A 24,074-nucleotide genomic window follows, 5' to 3' on the forward strand; every position below is an offset into this window, starting at 1 on the left:
CATTTTACCACAAATTCACTGGGAAGAAAGCCCTTTATACGTTAAAACGGAACAACATCACGTCGCCATCTTGCACGACATAATCTTTTCCTTCCAAACGTACCCGACCGGCTTCTTTGGCCGCTTGCATCGTGCCGTATTGGTTCAGATCTTCAAAGGAAACAGTTTCCGCACGAATAAAGCCGCGCTCAAAGTCCGTATGGATGATCCCCGCTGCTTGCGGTGCTTTGATGCCTTTACGGAACGTCCACGCACGCACTTCTTGTTCACCAGCGGTAAAGTACGTTGCTAGACCCAGTAAATCATAGGCAGCACGAATCAATTGATCCAACCCTGATTCTTCAATTCCTAATGCTTCTAAAAACTCTGCTTTGTCTTCTTCTTCCAGCTCAGCGATCTCTTCTTCGGCACGAGCACTGATGACGATCACTTCCGCATTTTCGCTCGCTGCAAATTCCTTCACTTTGTTGACATAGTCATTGGTTTCATAGTCTGCCACGTCTTCTTCTGCTACGTTGGCAACGTATAAAACTGGTTTGGTCGTTAGTAAAAACAAACTTTTGACGATGCGCTGTTCTTCATCTGTAAATTCGATCGAACGAGCTGAGATCCCTTCTTCTAGGACCGGTTTGATTTTATCAAGAACGGCCAATTCCGCAACCGCATCTTTGTCTTTGGTTTTGGCAATTTTTGCGACCCGAGTATAGCGCTTGTTGACGGATTCTAAATCCGCTAAAACCAACTCCAAATTGATGGTATCGATATCAGCTAATGGGTCCACGCGGCCTTCCACGTGGGTGATGTTGTCGTCGTCGAAACAACGAACGACATGACAGATCGCATCCACTTGGCGAATATGGCTCAAAAATTGGTTGCCTAATCCTTCCCCTTTGCTGGCACCGCGGACGATTCCAGCAATATCCGTAAATTCAAAGGTGGTTGGGACTGTCTTTTTCGGACGGACTAATTCTGTTAAACGCTGTAAGCGCCAATCTGGCACTTCCACCATTCCTACATTCGGATCGATCGTCGCAAACGGATAGTTTGCGGCTTCTGCTCCTGCTTTGGTTATTGCATTAAATAAAGTAGATTTGCCCACATTTGGCAATCCAACGATTCCGGCAGTTAACGCCATGCTTCACTTCACTCTTTCTCTTTTTTTTCTAGGATTTTCTTCATCTTTTTATCAAATTCTCGGCGCGTCATCATGACGATGTGGCCGCAATTCGTACACTTTATTTTGATGTCTGCCCCCATGCGGATGATTTCCCAACGATTGGCTTTGCAGGCATGCGGTTTTTTCATTTCGACAATATCCCCAAGATCATACATCTTTATCACCTCAAGCTTCATCAAATTGAATGTTCAATAAATCTAAAATACGGGTTAAATCTTTTTGTGACAGGTATTCGATCTCGATTTTTCCTTTGCCTTCTTTTTCGCGGATCTCGACATTCGTGCCGAATTTATCCATCAACCGTTCTTCGCTTTCTCGTAAATAGTACGGTTTTTCCCGAATCAGACGCGGAACTTTTTTCTTTTCGTTTTTCGTGTCGTTCATCTCAGCGACCATTTGTTCTAATTGGCGGACTGTCAGATTTTCTTTGACACAACGATTGGCTAATTTTAAGATCTGTTCTTTGTTTTTCAAGCCTAATAATGTCCGGGCTTGCCCCATAGACAAACGGTCATCTTGAACCATTTCTTTGACGAGTTTCGGCAAGGACAGCAACCGCAAATAATTGGCGATATACGGGCGGCTTTTCCCTAAGCGTTCAGCGACTTGTGCTTGGGTCAATTTCAAATTTTTCATCAGCATGTCATAAGCTTCTGCTTCTTCTAAAGGATTCAAATCTTCCCGCTGCAAGTTTTCTAAAACGGCGACTTGCATCATCGCTTCTTCATCAAAATTGCGGATGATGGCTGGGATCGTTTCCTTGCCAGCTAGTTTGGACGCTCGAAACCGGCGTTCACCAGCAATGATCTCATAGCCTTTGACGGATGATTGCCGCACGATGATCGGTTGAAAGACCCCCGAATGCTGGATCGAATTGGCTAGTTCTTGTAATGAAAGCTCATCAAAGGTTTTTCGTGGTTGATAAGGGTTGGGTCTTAATTCGTTTAAAGGCAGTTCAACGACTTTTTCTGTTTTGATATCGACTTCTTCTAACCCTTGCAGGTCTTGAAACAACGCATCGATCCCACGCCCTAATCCTTTCCCTTTATTCTTCACGGGCTAACACTTCCTTTGCTAACGTCTGATAGACTTCGGCTCCTTTTGAGCGTGGATCATAATCAATGATCGACAATCCATGACTAGGTGCTTCAGACAACCGGATATTCCGCGGAATAATGGTTTCATATACTTTTTCTTGGAAATAGCGGCGGACTTCTTCCACGACTTCCGCGCCTAAGTTCGTGCGGGCATCATACATTGTCAGTAAGACCCCTTCGATCTCTAACTCAGGGTTAAAATGTTTTTGTACTAAACGCACGGTATTCAATAGTTGGCTCAGCCCTTCTAATGCATAGTACTCACATTGGACTGGGATCAAAATCGAATCACTGGCGGTAAAGGCATTGATCGTCAAATGACCTAAAGATGGTGGGCAATCGATAAAGATATAATCGTATTGTTCTTTGATTTCATTCAAAGCCGATTTCAATCGAGATTCCCGCGCCATCATGGAGGTCAATTCAATTTCCGCACCAGCTAATTGGATCGTCGCTGGAACGATATCCAAGTTTTCTCGGCTGCTAGGTAAAATCGCTTCAACGATCGGTGTTTCATTGACTAATACATCATAGATGTCTTGTTCCACATCTGGTTTGCGAATGCCGACACCGCTTGTGGCGTTGCCTTGGGCATCAATATCTACGAGTAACACTTTTTTGCCGACAAATGCTAAGGACGCACCTAGGTTCACCGTTGTGGTGGTTTTGCCTACGCCGCCTTTTTGGTTTGCAACAGAAATAATACGGGCCATTGATTTTCCTCCTATTTAATTGGTTGTTTCGCTGGCATTCCCGGTTTGCGGGGGTATTTCTTTGGCGTTTCTTTTTTCTTTTGAATGATCAAAAGATGGCGTTCATCGCCGCTGACCGGTAAGGTAAAGCTTTTTTCTTCAATAAATTTGCCGCCTAAGAGTGAGATCGCTGGTTTGGCTTCAACCAGTTCTTCCTCGCTTTTGGCAGCTTTGAGCGCATAAAAATAGCCTGCTTTTTTCACCAATGGCACACAGAGTTCCGTTAACACATTCAAACGGGCAACCGCACGAGCAGTCACATAATCGAATTGCCCACGAAATTGCGGGTTTTGACCAAATGTTTCTGCACGGTCATGGTACAAGTGGACGTTTTCCAATTGTAGATCCGTCACAAGGGTTTGTAAAAAGGTGATGCGCTTATTTAAAGAGTCGACGATCGTCACTTCTAATTCAGGAAACACGATTTTTAGTGGAATACTTGGAAAGCCAGCACCTGAACCGACATCGCACAAATGACTTTGCGGGTCAAAGGCGGTTTCAAAAGCTAAGGAAACAGAATCGTAGAAATGCTTCAAATACACTTCTGATTTTTCCGTGATTGCGGTTAGATTCATCTTCTGATTCCATTCGACTAAACGCTCAAAATAGACAGCGAATTTTTCCATTTGTTCTTCGGTTAAAACGATCCCGTTTTTGCGTAATTCTTCATGAAATTCTTCAGGTAGCATAACGAATCCTTTCTATTTTGTGAAACAGAAAAATGTTTCACAGACTAGTTCCTACTTTAACGCAAAAAGCAATGTGATGCAATAGCCAGATATTGCTTTCTAGGAGAATTTACCATTTTTTAACTGGGGCTTTAAGGTTGGTTTAAGGCAGAGGAATTATACTCATTTCAATCCAAAAAACTTTTTTCATTTTTCCTTGACCAGCGAGGCTGCCAACCCTCCTGGTCAGCTTTTTTCTCAAAGAAACAAGCATTGATCACAGGATCAATGCTTGTTTTTGTTTCATATGAAACTTTTTTATTTCACCCGAGGCTCGTTGTATTCTTCGATACGATCAGACGCGCGGGAAGCCGCATGTTTGGCTTTGTTGGTTTGACGTGAAGCAAAGTCGCCGGTTTTAGATGCAGCTGACGATACTTTGTCTTGAACCGTTTCTTGTTCCTCTTCGTATTCAGCGATCGTTTTTACATCTACAACATTGATGTTGACTTCGATCACTTCTAATTGGGTCATGGTCGTTACTTCTTTTTGGATGACTTCTTTGACTTGGTCAGCGATTTCTGGGATGTTGCGGTCGTATTCAACCACGATATCTAAATCAACGGCTACTTGTTTTTTCCCTACTTCGGTATTGATACCCGCAGTCACATTGTCTGTATTGACTAATTTTTCCGCAATGTTAGAGAAGAAACCACCATCGACCGTCAACAGACCATCCACGTGTTCTAATGCGATCCCGATGATTTTTTGGATCACTTTGTCATCATAGGTCAATGAACCATGAACAGGTGCATCGCCAGTTGGTCCTTCAAAATCGTTGTGGCCAGGTTTTGGCGGTGCTGGATGATGTCCTGCTGGATTTGGATTTCCTGGTGCTGGATGATCCCCTGGTTTTGGTCCGTTTTGTTGTCCTGCTACTGCTTTTTCAGCATTTGGTACCACTGGATCTGGTGCTTCAGTCATTGGAATCGCATTTTCATTTGCTTGATGATTGGTGTTAGGAACCACTGGATCTGGATGTGCGCTGACTTTTTTATCATTGTTTAATTCGTTTTTATCGTTATTCATTAAAAATTCCTCCTATTAAAATGCGTTATTGTTGGTTAAAAAATTCATCGATGATACCGGTACGTTGGAGATACAATCCTAACGCAAAACCCAAACCTGTTAGGAGTAGAATCAGCAATGTTTTGAAAAAACCGATCGTTACAAACAACACAGCCAGAACAAGGCCGATTGCTCCAAAAATCAATGGGATTTTGTATTGTTGTAGTTCGTTCATCATAGCCCTCCTATTCTACTCGCGGGTTTTCCGGAGTCTCATTTTGTTCAAAATTCGCGTAGTTGACTTCGACTTTGACTTTCTCACTTGAACCAAGCACTCGTTGGACATCTTGTTGGATTTCCGCCATTAAGTTTTCGGTTTTGCCGACTAAGGCAGACGTCCGTTTCAAGCGTCCTTTGATTTTAATCAAAATTCGATTTTTGGTCGCCTTGACATGAACTTTTGGTCCTTCAACAAATTCTTTTTCATTTACTTTCGTACGTACAAGTCCTTCGATTGCTTTCTTATCGATCGTCAATGCGCCCTTATCCTCTTTCAAAACAAAGGTCGTTTTGGTTTTTGGATAAAAAAGCACGACTAAGATCACGATCAAGAATAAGGCGATCAAGACAACAGCTACCCAAAACATATATTGACGCATAAACAAGTTGTCAAAGAAATACGTGACGACATTGCCTCTGCTGTCCAAACCAAATGGCAGCTGCATATAAGGATTACTCATTAATACGATTGGTAATAAGACAGTGATAAAGATCAACGAAACGATAATTGATACGATTTTCCACCCTTTACTCATAGGACACCTCCTCCTTTTTCTCCAATTTTTGATAAGCTTACAAGTTGATGGCTTCTCCGCCGGTAACACCATAAATCTGTGCTGTCACATAGCTAGCTTTATTCGAAGCTAAAAAGACATAGACAGGTGCCAGCTCAGCTGGTTGTCCTGCCCGCTCAAGTAACGCTTGCTGACCAAATTCAGGCAGCTGGTCTTGCGGTTGGCCATGATCTAACTGTAATGGTGTCCAGATTGGTCCTGGAGCTACCCCATTGACGCGAATCCCTTTTTCAGCAAATTGTTTCGCCAAGCTGACTGTAAAACTGGCGATCGCCGATTTGGTTGCCGCATAATCCATTAAATGAGCACTTGGACTAAAGGCTTGGACAGAAGTCGTTGTCACGATCGCTCCCCCAGCCGGTAAGTGTGGCTCAGCTGCTTTCACTAATGCAAACATGGAGATAATGTTTACCATAAAGGTGTCTTTCACTTGTTCAATCGGTAATTCTGCAATCGATGGCCGCGTGATTTGCTGTGCTGCGTTCAATACTAATGTATCTAACCCACCTAATGCTGCCACCGCTTTGTCAACGATCTCTTGTGGTGCCGCTTCGTCTCGCAGGTCATAGGGTAGCAAGATCACTTTGCGCCCAGCTTCTTTGATGTACCCTGCAACTTCTTCGGCATCTTCTTCTTCTCCTGGGAAAAAGTGTAGGGCAATGTCTGCTCCTTCACGGGCGAAGGCAATCGCTGCTGCTCGTCCGATCCCAGAATCCCCACCGGTGATCAGTACTCGCCGGTTTTCTAACTGCTGACTTCCCTCATAAGATTCTTCACCACAATCAGGTTTTGGTCGCATTTCTTCTTGTAAAGCAGGCGTATCTTGTTCCTGTTTGCTGTATTTACCCGTGTGATAAAGTTCCCGTGGATCAGTCAAAATAGGTTCACTCATTCTTACGTCCTCCTTTTCTCTATAATAAAATTCTAAACCATTCATTTTTTTTTGGGAAATATAACGCTTTGTTAACAAAAATAAATCCTCGTTTATTAGAAAATGAAAAAAGAAAGTGCCCTCATTTTTGACCACAAATCAAATAATTTCACTTTTTTATAGAAGGGCGTAAACTAATAAGTAGTAACTGGTAGTACCTGTAAAAGGGAACCCCTAAGAAAATGACCTTGGATCAAGAAAAAGGAGGAAACAAACAATGCCTTGGAATGTCCGTGATTATCCTGCGTCAATGAAGAATCTAGACCCCTTAGTTCGTAAAAAAGCGATCGATATCGCCAATGCCCTGCTAGCCGATGGCTATTCCGATGATCGGGCAATCCCGATCGCCACGAGTCAAGCAGAAAAATGGTATGACAATGCAGATGAAGAGGAGAAGAAAGCTTTTCAGAAAGAGAAAAATCCGCAAAAAGACGATGCCCATCAAACCAATAAGAATGCGGAAAAATTAATGGATGCGGATGTAGAAGTTGTGTATGAAGACGACCAATGGCAAGTCCGTTCCAAAGGGGCGAAACGTGCCAGTGATCATTTCGATAAGAAAGCAGACGCCATCGCCCGTGCCAAAGAAATCGCCGAAAACAAAGAATCCGTGGTGAACGTTTATAAAAAAGACGGCGACCATCAAAAGGATATTGATTTGAGAGAATAAAATTGGCTGCAAAAAAGCGGATGGAGGTCTTACCTTTGTCGTTTTAGCTGCGCGAAACGTTGCCTACTCTTTCGCTTTTTTGTTTCCTTTCCCAGCTAGGTTTGATTAAAACTAAAGCAACCGCTTCTTTGACGTTTCTTTTAAAAAGCAGCGGTTCGTTGTCAGAAACCTAAAAAACGAAGACCTTTTGAATGAACCATCACTTTTAAAATTTCTCGACATCCTAAAAAATAAGCCTATGAAATGCTGATCTAGCAACAGTTGTGAACCATCCGTTACCTCTGTAAACTAGCTTGTGCTTTCTTTAACTAAATAAACCTTGTATACTTGAATTATTAAAAGTACAAGGAGTGGTGTTTGTGAAAAAATTATTTTTTGTGCCGTTTATTTTTCTTTGTTTCCTCTTTGCTCTCCCAGCTGCCGCCCAGACAGTGGAAGAACCTGAACTCGTTTATGACTTAGCATCAGATAGTCCCTATGAGCAGCTGATCACGGTAGATGAAGAAGGCAACGAGGTGATTTTGACCATTGAAAAATTGCCGTCATTCCGAGCAAATCTGGCAGCGGGAACGTATCGTGTGTCAAAAACATCCGCAGGTAATTGGACCGCTAGTTATAATGTAACGGTCAATAGCCGCAATCAATTTACAGGCACTTCGAATTTAAGTTTAGTTGCTCACAGAGGAAGTATCACTTCTAGTTCATTAACTCACACGTCCACCAAAGCCACCTGTACGTTTAAGCAAAAAGCAGGTATAATCACTACCAATGGGAGTGTCGTAACCACGATCTCAAATGGGAAGCTAGTTGTTAAATAGCAGATAGGAGCATACATTGGCTTTAGCAGAACAATTAAAAAGCTGTCGCGAGTCTTCCGGATTGTCGCAAACAGCAGTCGCAGAAAAATTACAGATTTCACGCCAGTCGATTTCAAAATGGGAAAATGGGCGCGGCTATCCAGATATTGAGAATTTGATTTTGTTGAGCGATCTCTACCAAGTCTCGATCGATGAGCTTTTACGTGAGAACGAAGCCTTAAAAGAGCGGATCGAAACCAACAATCAAGAAATCAACGACAAAAAAGAAAAATTGTCGTTACTCCAAAGAACGATGGCAGCAGATAAAGATGAAAGTCTGCTCTTGCTACTGTTAGCTGGAATCGGCTCCTTTCTTTTTCCTTTAGGACTGATCTTAGATGGCTTTGTTTTATGGCGTAACAAAAAAGCCAATAATTTTTATGTATTGATCTATATCGTCTGTGCCTTCTCGATTTTCTTGAATTTGTACGATGGCTATGTCCATCTCAGCAACATCATGAATTGGGGAACCACTACGATTGAAAAAGTGGAATAACTCAATTATTAAGACAAAAAGCCCGCTGCGAATTGTTTTCGCAGCGGGCTTTTGACACTCTATTTACCATTTATAAATTGGTTTTTCAAAGAATATTAACCGTCTTTAAACCTTGGCAATCTTCCCTTGCTCGATATAGACACAAATTTAACTATCAAAGAATATCATAGTAAGTCATCTAGATAAAAATACTTTACTATAAAGTTTTAAACTGTTCTACAATATCATTTAAAATCAATAAAACGGAGTCAATCACGGAGTCAAAACAAGCCCGCTGAGAACTAAAATTAAATTTACATGTTTTATTTTTAATAAAAAATTATTCTGGATTAAAAAAGATTATCTCTTTAACCGAATCAGTATTAAAAATGTTAAAATGTAGATATTAGGGGATGGGAAACAAGTAATTTATTCTCATCTTTTTTTGTGTTAGAATACCACTATTACACCATGCTTTTCAGGAATATATACAGGAGGATACACAACCATGACTACTCATTTGGTAGATATTGAGAGCGGAAATATCTTAAATCATAAATCTATAGAACAACGTTCTCGAGGAAAATTCAAACCAGAAACAAGAAAATTAACTAATATTGAAATTAAAAGTGTATTGTTGGATAAAATTTCTGAAGAAGAATTATCAATTGTTGAAGATGAGAAAGATAAAGAAATTTTGAATAGTTTAAATTATAAAAAAAATAAATTTAATGTAGTTTCTTTGTTCAGCGGAGCCGGAGGACTAGACCTAGGTTTAGAACTAGCTGGTCTGTCGGCGGCTATCGGAGAAGAAGAAGCTATCAAAAATTTTTATACCTCGAAAAAAAACTTTGATAGTGTCAGAGAAAATAGTATTTTTAACACTATTTATACAAATGATATGTTCAAAGAAGCGAATGAAAGCTATAAGTTAAATTTTCCTTCCCATGTAATACAACACGAAAAAGATATTAGAAAGGTTGCGCATTTTCCCGATTGCCAAATAATGGTTGGAGGATTTCCCTGCCCCGGTTTTTCAGAAGCCGGTCCTAGACTTATTGATGATCCAAGAAACTTTCTTTACATCCACTTCATTCGGGCTTTAACACAAGCACAACCAGCCTTCTTTGTAGCTGAGAATGTAAAGGGCATGATGACCTTAGGAAAAGGAGAAGTTCTAAAGCAAATAATAGAAGATTTTGCTTCTGCCGGTTATACAGTTACACCACATCTTGTTAATGCAAGAGATTATGGTGTACCACAATTACGAGAACGCGTATTTTTAATTGGTGTTCATAAAGAAAAAATCGAAAATAGATATGGTTATCATTACACGGAACCTGAACCATCCCACGGTGATATTTCGGATATTAATCTTTTTAATAATAAAAAACCTTATGTAACTTTGAAAGACGCTATTGGGGATCTAGAGTCTGATCCAGGAGACTTTTTTGAAGGAGATTACTCAACTATTTATATGAGTCGTAATAGAAAAAAAATGTGGGATGAACAATCATTCACCATACAAGCTTCTGGGAGACAAGCTCCACAACATCCAAGTGGGGAAATGATGACAAAGTTAGAGAAAAACAAATGGAGATTTAACGGAGAAATTAATCGTAGACTTTCGGTTAAAGAAATAGCTCGCATTCAAACTTTTCCTGATTGGTTTCAGTTTTCTGATGGAGGAAGTTTAAAATTAAGTAAAAACGGTAGGTTAGATAAAATTTACAAACAAATAGGAAATGCTGTTCCAGTTCTTTTAGCGAAAGCAATGACGCAACCAATTGCTGATTTTGTGTACACTAATATATTGGGGGAAAGTAATGACAACTAATATTATTGATGCTGTGATAAACATAGTTCATTCAGGAGTTTATAGCCTACAAGAATCATATATCAGAGCAAACCGGGCAAATTCTATGGGTGATGCTTTAGAGAAATATGTGACTGATAGCTTCTGTGGAGCCATCGGAGAGTCAGATGAATTTGTGAGGTTAGAAAAAATAAAAGAGGTATTTTCTTACCTAGGGAACGACTCAAATCCACCGGATGCAATGTTAAGAGGTGGAGCAGGAATAGAGATAAAGAAGATACAATCCAGAGGCTCTTCATTACAATTGAACAGTTCCCATCCTAAATCTAAATTATATGCGACTGACCCAATGATTACTAGCCACGCTGTAAATGCAGAGGTATGGGATATCAAAGATTTTATCTATGCAATTGGTTGGGTACAACAAAACGATTTGAGAGAATTAGCTCTTATAGATGCTTCTGTTTACTGTGCTGACACCAATATTTATACAGACACTTTTGAATCTATAAAACTAGGTATTGCATCAATTCCAAATGTGAATTTTTCCCCAACAAGAGAGCTTGGTCGGGTGAATAGGGTAGATCCCTTAGGAATTACTAATTTGAGAATAAGAGGCATGTGGCTTTTAGAGAATCCTTTCACTGTTTTTAACTATATTTATCTGCCGAGAAAAAATAAACTCTTTAATTTATTTGCGCTTTTGTCAGAAGAAAATTATATGTCTTTTTCTAACATAGAAATTCTTGAAAATCTCGCTAAAGAAAATCCATCTTTAAACATTGAAGACGTAAATGTCAAAAACCCTAATAACCCTGCGCAGTTAATTCCATGCAAAAAGATTACATTTTACTTTTAAATTCGATATTATGGTGATAATCAGTGAAACAATTAAATATCCGGACTATAGTTAGTATAATCTGCAATCCAGCCTTCCTATCCTGCAAATTATCTAATATAGTTCGGATATTATAGTTTGTATTCATGTGACAAACCGCTAAGAAGATTTGTTCTATTTTTTTATTTTCAATTTTGACCTAACTAAACTCTATTAGATATCTAATATATCCTTAAATGCTTGATGTGAACCCTCTCCGACTAAAGCAATCACCCTAAATAAAAAAGTAATTCCTATCCTTTAAAAATATTTACCTTAATTAAGAGAAATATATAGTAAACAAAATGCTAATTAATTAGTATTCTCCAATAGGACTTACTCTTTTTTCAACTTTCTTAAATCGCACTATATTTAATGTATTTCCACCGTCTCTTGATAGTAACATGACATAGTTTTCTTCTGTATCTTTAGCTTCTCCAAAAGAAATCATAGTACCGTTATCACTGACATTTAGAGATGTGTTAACATATTTTCCTTCTTCTGTTTTAATATCTTCAATAGTATAAGCATGCTCGGTTAACTGATTTCCTTGCAATAACTTCAATCTATCTTTTGTAATTTCAATATAAATACTGTCACCTTGCTCATCCATACCATTATAGTACCCCTCAAAGCCCTTGTTATTTCGGACTCCCCCAAAAATCAAAGCAGATAATAATATAATGATCATCAGAGAACTTTTTTTATACTTTGAAATTATTATTTTAGAATTCATGAATAAATTCATTATCTCAACCTCCTGATTTCAGATATATATAAAATAAATGAAACAGCATTTTTTGCTAAAAAAACACACTATCTTGTGACTAAAAAGACACTATTTTTTAAAAAAAATCATAAATGATATTTAGGTATCTGAAACTGTTAAATCCTACCATATCAATTTTCATCAGAAATATTCTGTTTCATTTCATATAGTATTTAATATAGTCGGACTAAAATCACTTAATAAAAGAACCTCCAGCTAGAATTTTCTTTCTGAAGGTATCTCCTAAAATACGGTTAATTTTTAAGGGGGTGGGGGTAAATCATATATTAATTTAACAATAATACCTCAGTATATGGTACTTCTACATATACCCGGTCTTTCTTTGGATAATACTCAATTTTCACATTGATAACACTCCCGTTCCCCAGTGTAGCTTTAGCTAGATAAGTATTATCTCCATTATTCTTGATTATTGTAACATCATCACAATAATGATTTATTCCATACTGCTCTTGAAGAATTTGAGTTACTAATGGTGCAGACGTTTTTTCAAGTCCGGACGAATCCGTTCTTTTATAAAAAATAATCATTATAACAGCTAGGAAAACAACTCCTATGATAATAAAACTTTTATTTCTATTTATTTTATTCAATATTCAGTCTCCTAATTTTTCAAAGGTTTACTTCTTACTAATAATTCGCTGACATACCCAAAAGAACCCCTAGAATAGCACCTGCTATACCTGCTATCATCAAAACAGTTCCCATTTTTTCATCCGTATCTCGATAAAGATATCCCATAATAACAGAAACAGCCCCAAACGCTACAGGAATAAATAGTAATGAAATCAACATAGAAATCCATCCAATAATCAAATATAATTTCCCTGTCTCTTTCCCTTTATCAATATGCTCTTTTACTTCAATGAAAATCTGATCAGTATTCTTCTTTTCAACCTCTGACACTGCTAAGTGGTTCATTCTCTGAGATGTCCCACAAAACTGACAATATTTACTTTCATCCGCTATCTCTTTACCACACTTTTTGCAATACATACTCATCCTCCTGATTATAGATTGATTAATCGACTCTATTAAATTTCTCGTAAAACAACTCATTTATAGGTATGTCTAAAATTTCAGAAAGAATTTTCATTTGGTAAGGTTTAGGAATAGTTCTCCCGGTTTGCCATGAACTTATACATTGTTGTGTTACATGCATTTTTTTTGCTAACTCAATTTGAGAAAATCCTTTCTCTTGTCTGTATCGGCTAAGGTTACTTATTTTTTTCATGATCCCACTCCTTGCATCCATTATAAACAACACAATGATGTATTTCAACTCTAATAAAGTATAAAACATCTTAAAACGACACCTTTACAACAAGTTGTTGTATTCTATTATGAACGGAGGTGTTATTTTGGAACAAAAACTATATGCAAAAATGATTAGAGAGAAAAGAAAAGCTTTGGGATGGACACAAAAAGAACTAGCTGAAAAAATATTCTCTACACAACAAGCTGTTGCACGGTGGGAAAATTCTATAACTGAACCCAATTTAGAAAGTTTAACTGCCCTTTCTAAAGCATTAGGAGTACCCGTAAGCCATTTTATAGACAAAGAAATAGTTGAGACAGAGGAAGACTTCTTAACCTTATATCGCTCTCTTAATCCCCGGGACAGAGAAAACACTATCTCTTATATGAGACTACTAAAAAAACAAGAAATTGAGCGAAATAACTTTATCTGATAAATCCCCTATTATTGAATGGTTTAGCCACTTTCATCGATAATACTAAGCACTTTTTCGCGCAATCGGATGATTTTTCTGTTAACAGATTCTGTTTTTATACCTTGCTTTTTTGAAATTACCTCTGGTTCCATCATCATTATTTCTATTAAAAATACTAACTCTGTATTTTTTAGCCTCTGAATAAGTTCATCCATTATTTCCATATTTCTTTGGTGAATAGACACATTTTCCGATAACCCACCGTACGAGACATTGTCTGATAAATCCCCTATCTCGTACTTGTTCTTATATCTATTTATCTCAGATAACCGATTTTTTTTGATAAATTGCTTTTCATCATTGGATAGTTTACCGTACTTCTTTTCAAACTCAATTTTACGATCTTTATCCATTCTTCTTTTCCTATTGAGTTCCTTCTCGAAAAATCTATCAATCGTCACCCGTCGTGCATTGGATAATATTTTAATTATTTCGTAAGAACTTTCTGAACAATCCGACAGAAGGTACTCCTCATACGAAATATCATTCCCCGCAGTAGTAAATCGTTTTTTGCCATTACTCAATTCAAAAAGAATACTGTAAGCAAATTCATCTTTTATAGTCCTTTTATCCCAAATATGATACGGTGATAAAATTGAAAAAAGGTTTTTAAGCGTCCATTTTCCTTTTTCGGTACTTTTAATTTTCCAGTTGATAATATCGAAATTTTGTATCTCAAGACTATTTTTTTTCATTTTCTATGACCTCATTGTCCGTTTTTTTGTTTTTGCGCCCCTAATAACTGTGAGAAGATGATTAATTATTTTGTTATCCGATGTCTATATGAATATAAAGTATTTTTCTTTTAATAACTGATCATAAATTCATTTTTATAATTAGCAAAGTAACTATCCTCGGGAGGGGGCAAAGCCCCCTTCCTCGGTCAATCTGAAAGATTGCTCGGGTTTGGGGCGAGTAGCCCCAAGGTCTTAAAGCCCTAATTATGCCTTTTGCCAAGACTACTCAGTATTAAGAAATAATTAATTTTATTTAAGTTAAGTGAATCAATACTTATGCTCATCTAAGAACTCAACAATGTCTGCTTTCTTGTATAGACACAGACCATCAATAGTAACTCGTTTTAATCCTTGTTTACGTAATTTAGCCAACGTGTTTGTGGAAATATCTCCTAAATATTCTTTTGTCTGCGATGTAGTGAGATAATCTCCAAACCTATTTATTTCAGTTATCAACTTTATTTCACTTCTCAACTCTGACTTGAATTCCTCAAATACCCTTTCAGTGTTTACCTCTATTTTCATTTTCAAAGCCTCCTAAAAAACAAAATTTATACACCGAATCATATATGTAAATGAATAGAATATCAACATAAAAAAGGTTGAATAACACTAATAAAAAGCCTTTAAAAAGGGTTATTGACAAAAGTCAATAACCCTAAAAAAAATTCCCCAACCCGTGAAAACTCTTTTTTACAACACTATTAAAAAACATTTACAAGAATAAGTCAATAAAAAGTGTTTACTAAGTAAACACAAAATAGTATTATTAAAACAGGTGATAATAATGAATTATAAAAAATACGATTTTTATGATCCCACAGTAGTTGGGAAAAGAATTAAAACTATTCGTGAAAGTTTTAACTGTACAATGGAACAATTCGGACAGCTAATTAATGGCACAACAAAAGCCGCCGTTTTTAATTGGGAAAAAGGAAAAAGGCTACCTAATAATGGTAGTCTTGAGCTGATTGCTATACTAGGTAAAACAACAGTTGAATATATTGTCTACGGAAATTTTGAGAAATACCTCGTTTCATTGTTTACAACCGAGTCCTTTCTGTATTCCAAGGTGAAAAATAAATTGAAATATTCTCAAAAATATGAGCTATTCAGTTTCTATGAATCTGTGTCCGAGGAAAAAAAGAGTTTAATTATAAAAAACGTAATCGAGGATACCAAACGTTTAAATTTTGATTATTTTGATATAGCTAATATTATAGATTTATTCTTGATGCATACGGAGAACAGCTTAAAAATAAATCTATTTGTCAAAACTCTTCCGCCGAAAGTAGAGAATTTATTAATTGATATTGAAAAAAACGAACTAACGATTGATGAATTGAAATTGTTAATAAAATATCTAAGTAATAAAATACAAAAATGAGTACATCTGGTAATTTGTTTAAAAGAAAGGGGGAATGCGATGGAAATTAGCCTATGAGCTCTCAGCGGGCTTGTACGGCTTCTGTAAGGAGGTTTTATCAATGGCAATACTGAAACAATATAAGAAAAGTGATGGTACAACAGCGTGGTTCTACAAGCTTTACATGGGCAAAGATCCCATAACTGGAAAAGAAAGACGGACAACACGTAGAGGTTTTAAAACAAAAAAGGAAGCTTGCTTAGATTTAGCTAGATTACAATTAGAAATCGAATCCAAAGGAGTAAATAATAACTCCGTGCGGACATACAGAGAACTATATAATCTGTGGATGAGTCAGCATACCCTTAACATCCGAAATACAACTGAGCAACGGGTAAGAAATTACTTTACTAACCAAATACTCCCTTCATTTGGAAAAATGAAACTGGACTCTATCACTCCTTCTATATGTCAAAAAATACTAACAGATTGGGCTACAAAATATCAATCTTTTCAAAAAATTAGAAGTTACGCATCACAAGTTTTCAACTATGGCGTACTTTTGGGTGTGATTGATAACAATCCCATGGAGAGGACAATTACACCTAAATCAATTAGTAATTCTACTGAAATCAAAGAGGAAGTCTATTCAAAAGAGGAGCTACATCTGTTTTTTGAATGTTTGCATAAGTTAAAAGATGAGCGTGCTTTAGTATTCTTTAGAATAGCTTCTTATACAGGGGCACGAAAAGGAGAAATACTCGGGCTGACATGGAGAGACATAGATTTCGATAATCAAACTATCCGTTTCAACAAAACGTTAGTAGAACTATCCGATGGCTCTCTATGTATTAATCCTACAAAAACAGACAAATCAAAGAGAGTAATTTCAATTGATAACGGAACCTCACGTATTCTAAAAAAATGGAAACGTTCTGTAACAAAAAAGAACCTTTCTAGGGGGATTCGGATAGATAATATAGATGATATACCTGTAATCAGCACTATAAAAGGGAATAAAAAAAGGGACTTCCTTTACAAAGGCTACCCTAACCATGTCATGGATAAAGTAGCACGGAAGTTCCCAGATATGAAGATAATCAAAGTCCATGGCTTCAGAAAGACTCATGCTACCCTTCTCTTTGAAGCAGGTGCTCAAGTAAAAGATGTACAAGATAGGCTAGGACATTCTTCTTCTAAAACAACCATGGACATTTATATTAAAGTATCAAAAAATCGGCAAAATGAAACAGTCGAATTATTTGATTCTTACATGAACGGATGATAAGCGAGGTCAAAAACGGGGTCAGAGGATATTATGAGGATACCTTTTTACCCCTTAATCCTTTAATATCAATCCTTTAAGCTTCGACTTTTGCAATCTTCCCTTGTTCGATATACACCATCAAAATACTGATATCAGCTGGGTTTACTCCGCTGATACGGCTCGCTTGGGCGATGGTTTCGGGTTGGATTTTTTGCAGTTTTTGTTTGGCTTCTGTTGCCAAGCCATTGATAACGGCATAGTCGATGTTTTCAGGAATGCGTTTGGCTTCCATCCGTTTGAGTTTCTCCACTTTTTCGAGAGCTTTTTTGATATAGCCTTCGTATTTGATTTGGATCTCGACTTGTTCGATCTCTTTTGGCTTCAATGCTTCATTGGCTTCGATAAATTGCAGCATTTCGGCATACGTCACTTCAGGCCGACGCAAGAATTCATTTGCTAAAACGCCATCTTTCAAGGTTGCCGTCCCTTTAGCAGTCAAATACGCTTGTACTTCTGGCGTTGGTTTGATGCGGATCTTAGATAAACGTTTAATTTCTGCTTCAACAGCTTCTTTTTTCGCTACATACGCTTCGTATTGTGCTTCTGGGACGAGCCCGATTTGATGTCCCACTTCGGTCAAACGCAGATCCGCATTATCATGACGCAGCAATAAGCGGTATTCGGCACGAGAGGTCAATAAGCGGTAAGGTTCATTGGTTCCTTTGGTCACCAAATCATCGATCATCACACCGATATAACCGTCGCTGCGTTTCATAATGAAGGGTTCTTTGCCTTGAATTTTCAAAGCGGCATTGATGCCTGCAATCAAGCCTTGACCGGCCGCTTCTTCATAGCCGCTGGTTCCGTTGGTTTGTCCTGCCGTAAAGAGGTTTTCGATGACTTTGGTTTCTAATGTTGGACGCAATTGATGAGGCACCACGACATCATATTCAATGGCGTAGCCCGTCCGCATCATTTCCGCTTTTTCTAAACCTGCGATGGAATGCAGCATTTGGACTTGGACATCTTCTGGCATAGAAGTAGAAAGCCCTTGAACATACACTTCTTCGGTGTTCAACCCTTCTGGTTCCAAGAACAGTTGGTGACGAGATTTGTCTGCAAAACGCACGATTTTGTCTTCGATAGATGGGCAATAACGGGCACCTACTCCTTCGACGATCCCTGTAAACATCGGCGCCCGGTGTAAATTCTGGTTGATGATTTGGTGCGTCCCTTCGTTCGTATAGGTCAACCAGCAAGGTTCTTGGTTTTGATTGTAGGCTTCATCGGGTGTGCTGTAACTAAAGTGATTCGGTTGTTCATCGCCAGGCTGGATCTCCGTTGCCTCATAGTTGATGGTGCTGGATTTCACCCGCGGTGGTGTACCCGTTTTAAAACGAGCGATCTCTAGGCCAAGCTCTTTCAAATGATCGGCTAGTCCAATCGATGGCTGGGAGTTGTTTGGTCCAGAAGAATACTTCAACTCTCCAATGATGATCTCTCCTCGCAACGCTGTTCCCGCAGTGATCACTACAGCTTGGGCTTGGTAACGAGCGCCTGTAGAGGTCACGACGCCACGGCATTCGCCTTCTTCAACGATCAGCTTTTCAACGATTCCTTGGCGCAGTGTCAGATTGGCTTCTTTTTCGATCGTTCGTTTCATTTCAGCCGCATAGGCATGTTTATCGGCTTGCGCCCGCAAGGCCCGCACAGCGGGACCTTTTCCTGTATTGAGCATCCGCATTTGGATGTAGGTTTTGTCGATATTTTTGCCCATTTCTCCGCCTAAAGCATCGATTTCGCGCACCACGACGCCTTTTGCTGGTCCGCCGACGGAGGGATTACAAGGCATGAATGCGACCATGTCTAAGTTGATGGTCAGCAAGAGGGTTTTTGCTCCCATTCGGCTGGCTGCTAAGGCAGCTTCTGATCCGGCATGGCCGGCACCAACAACGATCACGTCATAACTTTCTGCTTGATATTCTTGCATGGTGTTCTCCTTTTTACGCCAGTGGCGCATTCTTTATTTTCCTAAACAAAACTGACTGAACAATTGGGTGATCAACTCATCTTGGACACTGTCGCCGACAACTTCCCCTAGATAGTCCCAGCAGCGTGTCATATCGATTTGAACCAAGTCGACAGGCATTCCTGCTTCGATCCCTTGGATGACCTCAGACAACGACTGAACGGCATTTTCTAATAAGGCAATGTGGCGAGTGTTAGAAAGATAGGAAGCATCCTTATCGGTGGTTTTGCCCCCAAAGAATAGATCGGCAATGGCTTGTTCCAGTTGATCTAAGCCTTCGTTGGTCAACACAGAGACAGAAAAAATCGGTTCATCTGCTGCGTACTGTGCTAGCTCAGCGGGTGCTAATTTTGGCTCAAGGTCGGTCTTATTCAATAAGATGATCCGACGGCTGCCAGCAGTCAGCTCCAGCAATTGTTTGTCTTCCTGGGTCAATCCTTCGCTTTGGTTGAGAACCAGCAAAATCAACTCCGCTTCTGCCAATGCTTTGCGGCTGCGTTCGACTCCGATTTTCTCAACGACATCTTCTGTTTCGCGGATACCAGCCGTATCGATCAGTTTCAACGGTACCCCGCGAACATTGACATACTCTTCAATGACATCTCGAGTCGTACCAGCAATGTCTGTCACGATGGCTTTTTCTTCCCTTAATAAATGGTTCAATAAGCTGGATTTACCGACATTCGGCCGACCGATGATCGCAGTACTCAAACCTTCTCGCAAAATTTTTCCTTGTTGGGCAGTTGCTAATAAGGCTTGGATCTGCCCTTTGACCATCGTGGCCTTTTCTAACAATAAGCGGGTCGTCAATTCTTCCACATCATCGTATTCAGGGTAATCGATATTCACTTCAACTTGCGCCAACGTCTCTAAGATTTCTTGGCGTAAGGTCCGAATCAAGTGGGAAAGATTGCCATCCAGCTGATTGACAGCGAGATTCATCGCCTTATCGGTCTTAGCACGAATCAGGTCCATCACCGCCTCGGCTTGAGAAAGATCAACCCGTCCATTTAAAAAGGCCCGCTTCGTGAATTCCCCCGGCTCAGCCAACCGTGCGCCTTGTCGTAAAACCAGCTGCAAGAGTTGATTGACGACAACGATCCCGCCGTGACAGTTGATCTCAACGACATCTTCTCGGGTAAAGGTCCGCGGCTTTTTCATCACTGAAAGCATCACTTCATCCATCAAACGGTTTTCTTCTGGGTCCACGATATGACCATAATGGATCGTATGACTAGGGACTTGGGCGAGGGTTTTAGTGCCTGCTTGAAAAATCCGATCCGCAATTGCGATCGCTTCTTCCCCGCTTAATCGCACAATACTGATGGCCCCTTCACCTGGCGGGGTGGAAATTGCGGCAATCGTATCAAATTCTTGCGTAATATTCGCCATGTTGCATGCTCCTCCTATTTTTTCACATAAAAAAAGTGCCCACTCCACCCGTCAAATTGATTGAAAATCAATAAAAACGAGTAGACTTAGCACTTTGACTGCTTGTCAATTAAATTCTGGAAATAGATTAGCACATTTTTGCGTGAGTCGCAAGCTTCCTTCAAAAACTTTTAAATTTTGCATCTGTCCGCAAAAACCTTTAAAATAAAAGCAAAGAATAAGAAAAGAGGGATCTATTATGGAAACCATCAAATCATCAAACAGCGCTGCTCGCATTAAAGAAATCATTTTATCGACAGGAAACGTGAATCGGCCTTACGTCGTGCGGGATATCGTCTTTGCGGCAGACAAAATCGAAGTAGATCTATTTGATACATCTGTGAATTTGAACGACCTGTTGGCAGATGTGACCTATCGCTTAAAAGAAACCGCCCACAGCTACGGAGCGAATGCAGTGATCAACTGTCATTTCGAACATGACCGCATCGTCGAAGGCGACAAAACCTACCTTGAGATCTTTGCCTATGGTACGGTGGTTCAATTTACTCAATCAACCATTGGCGGCTAATTGCCCCTTTGAACAACGAAATACAAAAAAGAGTCCGCGGCATACGGACTCTTTTTTGATACCAAAGGCTGACCTACGTAACGTATGTTGACTTTGATAAGAATGATTTCTAGTCAAGGATACTTGGTTTTAAATTTGTTGTCAATCGCTTTTTCCCATCAAAAAAGGGAAAGGCTTGTCAGACCGCCTTTCCCTTTTTTCATTAAATTCGTTTGTCCGCAGGTTCCACTACTAAGTAGCGATACGGTTCATCCCCTTCAGAATGAGTTTGAACATACGCATCTTTACTCAAAACTGAATGGATCTGCTTTCTTTCAAACGCCGGCATCGGTTCTAAAAAGACTGGGCGGCCTGTTCGTTTGACTTTTTCAGCAGTACGGCTAGCCAAACGTTCTAAGATCGCTTGACGTTTTTCACGGTAATCTCCGACATTCACTACAATCGACAATTTGTTTTTCGCGATGCGGTGAATATACACTTGCGCCAAATATTGCAGTGCATTCAAGGTTTTGCCGTGCTTCCCAATCAAAATGCCTTGTTTTTGCGTTTCTAAATGAAAGACGACCACGCCGTCTTGACGAGCGGTTTTTACTAAGGCGGGTGCATTCAATGCTTTTGAAATATTTGTCAGATAGAGTCCCAGCTGAGCCAGCGCTTCCTCATCTGAAAGATCCGTCAGCAAAACAGGTTCGCTCGCTGCTGCTTCCATCACACTGCTTGCATCCTCTGTCGTCACAGGATCTGGTTCTACCAGCGGTTTTGCTGGTACTTCTTCAACGGGTGCCGGTTCTTCAACGATTCGTTTTTCAATGGAGACCCGTGCTTGTTTTTTTCCTAGACCCAAGAAGCCTTTTTTTCCTTCATCCAGGACTTCGATTATTGCTTGATCTTTGGTGATACCAAGGACTTGCAATCCCTCTTGAATTGCTTCAGCTACTGTCAGATTTTCATAAATCGGCATTGCAGTGCAACCTCCTCTTATTTTTTCCGTTTCTTTTTAGGACTCATTGCTTTTTTCAGCGCACGTTCACGCTCGCGTTCTTTGCGGGCAGCTTCTTCTCTTTCTTGGCGAATCTTGAATGGGTTATTTAAGATCATTGTTTGCACAACTTGGAATGCATTGGAAACGACCCAGTACAAGGAAAGACCGCTGGCAATGTTGATCCCCATCAGTAAGATCATCATCGGCATAGCGAAATTCATGATTTTCAGACTCGCATTTGATTCCACTTGGCTCATACTTGATAAGTAGGTACTTGCAAAAGTAAAGAGCGCCGCTAAAATCGGCAAGATGAAGTATGGGTCACGATCACCCAGCTGCAGCCATAAGAATTTTCCTTCTTGCAGAGCAGGAACCCGTGAGATCGATTGCCACAAGGCCATCAAAATCGGCATTTGTACCAATAATGGTAGACAGCCGGCATAAGGATTGACATTGTTTTCCGCATACAAACGTTGTGTTTCTTCTTTTAACTTGCTTTGTGTTTCTGTATCTTTTGACGCATATTGCTGTTGCAGCGCTTTTAACTTCGGTTGTAATTCTTGCGTTTTGCGCATGCTTTTGGTTTGGAAGTGCATCAACGGCATCAAAATGACCCGAATGATCAATGTAAAGAGGATGATCCCGATCCCGGCATTGCCGAAGGAGAGGGCTTTGATCGCCTCTGCAAAATAATAAACGATGTAACGGTCCCATAGACCAGTACTTTGTGCATTTACTTCACCTGTTGCACCGCAGGCAGATAAGACAACTACTAATGAGAGAACTCCCAAAAATAGTAAGACGCGTTTCCCTTTTTTCACGTAACTAATTCCTTTCCATTAATGAATAATTTTGGCAAGTTTTAAGACATGCTCTAAATTCGAGTAGATTTCCTTTGAGGAACAAGTGGCAATACTTGGACGGGCGATCACGATGAAATCGACCGCTGGTTCGATTCGCGGCTTCATTTCCGTTAAACTTGCACGGATCTTGCGCTTGATCTCATTTCGCTTCACTGCATTACCGACTTTTTTCCCTACAGACAAACCAACTCGAAAATGTGATTGCTCTTTAGGTAAGACATACACCACGAACTTCCGATTTGCAAAAGAATTTCCTGCCTGAAAAACTTTTTGAAAATCTTGCTCTGTTTTTACTCGATAGGATTTTCTCATCTTCGGTTCCTTCACTTCTTTCAATTAAGCTTCGCGAAACGGATTGAATCCGTAACCACTCACCTGTCAATAATACCATATTTGCCAAAAGTCAGACACTATATTCCGCAAAAACGGCATAAAAAAAAACCACTGGCATTCAGTGGCTTACGCAGAAATAACCTTTCTGCCTTTACGACGACGGCTAGCTAAAACACGACGTCCATTTTTTGTACTCATACGTTTACGGAATCCGTGAACTTTTTGACGTTTACGTTTATTTGGTTGATACGTTCTTTTCATTTATTTCCACCTCCATCAGGATAATGCTTATGCGCACAGACATACTTTGATAGTATAACGAGTCAAGTACTAGTTTGTCAATAAGAAGTTTGCTCAAAATCAGGCATTCTTTATCCACAATCCCTTTGATTTGTGTGGGTTTGCTGTTTATAGCCAATTTTTGTGGATAACTTTTTCCCCAGAGTTATTTTGGCTTTTTCCACAAACAAACAGCCTGTAGAAAAGTTTTCCACAATCACTTTTTTAACTGTTGATAACTGCCCTAAAACCTAGTGTTATCAAGGCGTGATCTTCACAGCGATCTGTGGATAAAGGAGATTTTTTTATAGTTATGCACATTCTTTTTCTACCTGTGGATAGTCGAATTTCGAACATGTGCATTTCCATTTTTCTTTTATCCCGTTTTGTGGAAAAGTATTTTTTTCTAACCTTTTTTATCGTAATCTGTGGAAAACTTTTTCAATCCGTGCTATTTTAGTTATATCTATTCTTAGTTATAGGAGGACAATTT

The 24,074-nt window shown here is 39.4% G+C and carries 30 protein-coding genes; 9 read left to right on the forward strand and 21 right to left on the reverse strand.

Annotated elements, in window-relative coordinates; genetic code table 11:
- Positions 1 to 34: 34 nt before the first annotated feature.
- The 9 genes from ychF to IGI71_RS17260 all read right to left on the reverse strand — a co-directional run bounded on the left by ychF (position 35) and on the right by IGI71_RS17260 (position 6,508).
- The gene (gene ychF, locus IGI71_RS17220; protein ID WP_005226252.1) at positions 35 to 1,135 is read right to left on the reverse strand and encodes a redox-regulated ATPase YchF; all 1,101 of its coding nucleotides are present in this window, start codon (positions 1,133 to 1,135) and stop codon (positions 35 to 37) included.
- Positions 1,136 to 1,143: 8 nt separating this feature from the next.
- Positions 1,144 to 1,332, reverse strand: coding sequence for a DUF951 domain-containing protein (locus tag IGI71_RS17225; protein WP_005226253.1), 189 nt, complete (start codon positions 1,330 to 1,332; stop codon positions 1,144 to 1,146).
- A gap of 10 nt (positions 1,333 to 1,342) precedes the next feature.
- Entirely contained in the window at positions 1,343 to 2,233 is an 891-nt protein-coding gene (locus IGI71_RS17230; protein WP_005226254.1) for a ParB/RepB/Spo0J family partition protein, read from the reverse strand.
- Positions 2,223 to 2,987, reverse strand: a complete 765-nt coding sequence (locus IGI71_RS17235; protein ID WP_005226255.1) for a ParA family protein — start codon at positions 2,985 to 2,987, stop codon at positions 2,223 to 2,225. The genes IGI71_RS17230 and IGI71_RS17235 overlap by 11 nt, the downstream gene beginning before the upstream one ends.
- An 11-nt stretch (positions 2,988 to 2,998) precedes the next feature.
- The gene (gene rsmG, locus IGI71_RS17240) at positions 2,999 to 3,715 is read right to left on the reverse strand and encodes a 16S rRNA (guanine(527)-N(7))-methyltransferase RsmG (RefSeq protein ID WP_005226256.1); all 717 of its coding nucleotides are present in this window, start codon (positions 3,713 to 3,715) and stop codon (positions 2,999 to 3,001) included.
- Positions 3,716 to 4,012: 297 nt separating this feature from the next.
- Positions 4,013 to 4,783 (reverse strand): Asp23/Gls24 family envelope stress response protein, encoded by a 771-nt coding sequence (locus tag IGI71_RS17245; RefSeq protein WP_010748461.1) that lies wholly within the window; start codon positions 4,781 to 4,783, stop codon positions 4,013 to 4,015.
- Between the two features lie 25 nt (positions 4,784 to 4,808).
- Entirely contained in the window at positions 4,809 to 5,000 is a 192-nt protein-coding gene (locus IGI71_RS17250; RefSeq protein ID WP_005226258.1) for a DUF2273 domain-containing protein, read from the reverse strand.
- A 7-nt stretch (positions 5,001 to 5,007) separates the two neighbouring features.
- Positions 5,008 to 5,577, reverse strand: a complete 570-nt coding sequence (gene amaP / locus IGI71_RS17255) for an alkaline shock response membrane anchor protein AmaP (protein WP_005226259.1) — start codon at positions 5,575 to 5,577, stop codon at positions 5,008 to 5,010.
- Positions 5,578 to 5,614: 37 nt separating this feature from the next.
- On the reverse strand, positions 5,615 to 6,508 hold the full coding sequence (locus IGI71_RS17260) for an SDR family oxidoreductase (protein ID WP_005226260.1): 894 nt from the start codon (positions 6,506 to 6,508) through the stop codon (positions 5,615 to 5,617).
- A gap of 256 nt (positions 6,509 to 6,764) precedes the next feature.
- On the opposite strand from IGI71_RS17260, the gene IGI71_RS17265 reads away from it, so the two are divergent.
- The 5 genes from IGI71_RS17265 (at position 6,765) to IGI71_RS17285 (ending at position 11,224) form a co-directional block, all read left to right on the forward strand.
- Entirely contained in the window at positions 6,765 to 7,217 is a 453-nt protein-coding gene (locus tag IGI71_RS17265) for a DUF2188 domain-containing protein (RefSeq protein ID WP_151196092.1), read from the forward strand.
- Positions 7,218 to 7,567: 350 nt separating this feature from the next.
- Entirely contained in the window at positions 7,568 to 8,035 is a 468-nt protein-coding gene (locus IGI71_RS17270; RefSeq protein ID WP_005226262.1) for a DUF5626 family protein, read from the forward strand.
- A gap of 16 nt (positions 8,036 to 8,051) precedes the next feature.
- The gene (locus IGI71_RS17275) at positions 8,052 to 8,570 is read left to right on the forward strand and encodes a helix-turn-helix domain-containing protein (RefSeq protein WP_005226263.1); all 519 of its coding nucleotides are present in this window, start codon (positions 8,052 to 8,054) and stop codon (positions 8,568 to 8,570) included.
- Between the two features lie 487 nt (positions 8,571 to 9,057).
- The gene (locus IGI71_RS17280; RefSeq protein ID WP_142973664.1) at positions 9,058 to 10,386 is read left to right on the forward strand and encodes a DNA cytosine methyltransferase; all 1,329 of its coding nucleotides are present in this window, start codon (positions 9,058 to 9,060) and stop codon (positions 10,384 to 10,386) included.
- Complete coding sequence (locus IGI71_RS17285) at positions 10,376 to 11,224, forward strand: NgoPII family restriction endonuclease (protein ID WP_142973663.1); 849 nt, start codon at positions 10,376 to 10,378, stop codon at positions 11,222 to 11,224. Before IGI71_RS17280 ends, IGI71_RS17285 begins: the two co-directional genes overlap by 11 nt.
- A gap of 334 nt (positions 11,225 to 11,558) precedes the next feature.
- On the opposite strand, the gene IGI71_RS17290 is transcribed toward IGI71_RS17285, so the two are convergent.
- The 4 genes from IGI71_RS17290 to IGI71_RS17305 all read right to left on the reverse strand — a co-directional run bounded on the left by IGI71_RS17290 (position 11,559) and on the right by IGI71_RS17305 (position 13,266).
- Positions 11,559 to 11,990 (reverse strand): hypothetical protein, encoded by a 432-nt coding sequence (locus IGI71_RS17290; protein ID WP_142973662.1) that lies wholly within the window; start codon positions 11,988 to 11,990, stop codon positions 11,559 to 11,561.
- Positions 11,991 to 12,298: 308 nt separating this feature from the next.
- On the reverse strand, positions 12,299 to 12,625 hold the full coding sequence (locus tag IGI71_RS17295) for a hypothetical protein (RefSeq protein ID WP_142973660.1): 327 nt from the start codon (positions 12,623 to 12,625) through the stop codon (positions 12,299 to 12,301).
- Between the two features lie 37 nt (positions 12,626 to 12,662).
- Positions 12,663 to 13,028: a zinc ribbon domain-containing protein gene (locus IGI71_RS17300; RefSeq protein ID WP_142973658.1), complete on the reverse strand. Its 366-nt coding sequence runs from the start codon at positions 13,026 to 13,028 to the stop codon at positions 12,663 to 12,665.
- Between the two features lie 25 nt (positions 13,029 to 13,053).
- Positions 13,054 to 13,266 (reverse strand): helix-turn-helix transcriptional regulator, encoded by a 213-nt coding sequence (locus IGI71_RS17305; RefSeq protein ID WP_142973656.1) that lies wholly within the window; start codon positions 13,264 to 13,266, stop codon positions 13,054 to 13,056.
- Positions 13,267 to 13,393: 127 nt separating this feature from the next.
- On the opposite strand from IGI71_RS17305, the gene IGI71_RS17310 reads away from it, so the two are divergent.
- Entirely contained in the window at positions 13,394 to 13,723 is a 330-nt protein-coding gene (locus tag IGI71_RS17310; protein ID WP_123866806.1) for a helix-turn-helix domain-containing protein, read from the forward strand.
- 23 nt (positions 13,724 to 13,746) lie between these two features.
- On the opposite strand, the gene IGI71_RS17315 is transcribed toward IGI71_RS17310, so the two are convergent.
- Positions 13,747 to 14,460 (reverse strand): hypothetical protein, encoded by a 714-nt coding sequence (locus tag IGI71_RS17315; RefSeq protein ID WP_142973389.1) that lies wholly within the window; start codon positions 14,458 to 14,460, stop codon positions 13,747 to 13,749.
- 309 nt (positions 14,461 to 14,769) lie between these two features.
- A complete protein-coding gene (locus IGI71_RS17320) occupies positions 14,770 to 15,027 on the reverse strand; it encodes a helix-turn-helix domain-containing protein (RefSeq protein WP_144316842.1) in 258 nt (85 codons plus the stop codon).
- A 262-nt stretch (positions 15,028 to 15,289) separates the two neighbouring features.
- Between IGI71_RS17320 and IGI71_RS17325 the strand changes: the two genes are divergently transcribed.
- Positions 15,290 to 15,889 carry a helix-turn-helix domain-containing protein gene (locus IGI71_RS17325; protein ID WP_142973391.1) on the forward strand — a complete coding sequence of 200 codons (600 nt, stop codon included), beginning with the start codon at positions 15,290 to 15,292 and terminating at the stop codon, positions 15,887 to 15,889.
- Between the two features lie 100 nt (positions 15,890 to 15,989).
- Positions 15,990 to 17,153: a site-specific integrase gene (locus IGI71_RS17330; protein WP_142973392.1), complete on the forward strand. Its 1,164-nt coding sequence runs from the start codon at positions 15,990 to 15,992 to the stop codon at positions 17,151 to 17,153.
- 76 nt (positions 17,154 to 17,229) lie between these two features.
- On the opposite strand, the gene mnmG is transcribed toward IGI71_RS17330, so the two are convergent.
- On the reverse strand, positions 17,230 to 19,125 hold the full coding sequence (mnmG, locus tag IGI71_RS17335) for a tRNA uridine-5-carboxymethylaminomethyl(34) synthesis enzyme MnmG (protein WP_430616017.1): 1,896 nt from the start codon (positions 19,123 to 19,125) through the stop codon (positions 17,230 to 17,232).
- Positions 19,126 to 19,158: 33 nt separating this feature from the next.
- Positions 19,159 to 20,556, reverse strand: a complete 1,398-nt coding sequence (gene mnmE / locus IGI71_RS17340) for a tRNA uridine-5-carboxymethylaminomethyl(34) synthesis GTPase MnmE (RefSeq protein WP_034859087.1) — start codon at positions 20,554 to 20,556, stop codon at positions 19,159 to 19,161.
- 238 nt (positions 20,557 to 20,794) lie between these two features.
- Between mnmE and IGI71_RS17345 the strand changes: the two genes are divergently transcribed.
- Positions 20,795 to 21,124, forward strand: coding sequence for a heavy metal-binding domain-containing protein (locus tag IGI71_RS17345; protein WP_005226284.1), 330 nt, complete (start codon positions 20,795 to 20,797; stop codon positions 21,122 to 21,124).
- A gap of 202 nt (positions 21,125 to 21,326) precedes the next feature.
- Here IGI71_RS17345 and jag read toward each other — a convergent pair whose 3' ends face one another.
- The 4 genes from jag to rpmH all read right to left on the reverse strand — a co-directional run bounded on the left by jag (position 21,327) and on the right by rpmH (position 23,563).
- Positions 21,327 to 22,085, reverse strand: a complete 759-nt coding sequence (gene jag / locus IGI71_RS17350) for an RNA-binding cell elongation regulator Jag/EloR (RefSeq protein WP_430616018.1) — start codon at positions 22,083 to 22,085, stop codon at positions 21,327 to 21,329.
- A 17-nt stretch (positions 22,086 to 22,102) separates the two neighbouring features.
- Positions 22,103 to 22,927 (reverse strand): YidC/Oxa1 family membrane protein insertase, encoded by an 825-nt coding sequence (locus IGI71_RS17355; RefSeq protein WP_010748469.1) that lies wholly within the window; start codon positions 22,925 to 22,927, stop codon positions 22,103 to 22,105.
- Positions 22,928 to 22,945: 18 nt separating this feature from the next.
- Positions 22,946 to 23,281 (reverse strand): ribonuclease P protein component, encoded by a 336-nt coding sequence (rnpA, locus tag IGI71_RS17360; protein WP_015510644.1) that lies wholly within the window; start codon positions 23,279 to 23,281, stop codon positions 22,946 to 22,948.
- A 147-nt stretch (positions 23,282 to 23,428) separates the two neighbouring features.
- On the reverse strand, positions 23,429 to 23,563 hold the full coding sequence (rpmH, locus tag IGI71_RS17365) for a 50S ribosomal protein L34 (RefSeq protein WP_002356012.1): 135 nt from the start codon (positions 23,561 to 23,563) through the stop codon (positions 23,429 to 23,431).
- Positions 23,564 to 24,074 lie beyond the last annotated feature (511 nt).

The sequence above is a fragment of the Enterococcus sp. DIV1279b genome (assembly GCF_050531515.1).
In the GTDB taxonomy this organism is placed as follows: domain Bacteria; phylum Bacillota; class Bacilli; order Lactobacillales; family Enterococcaceae; genus Enterococcus_D; species Enterococcus_D casseliflavus.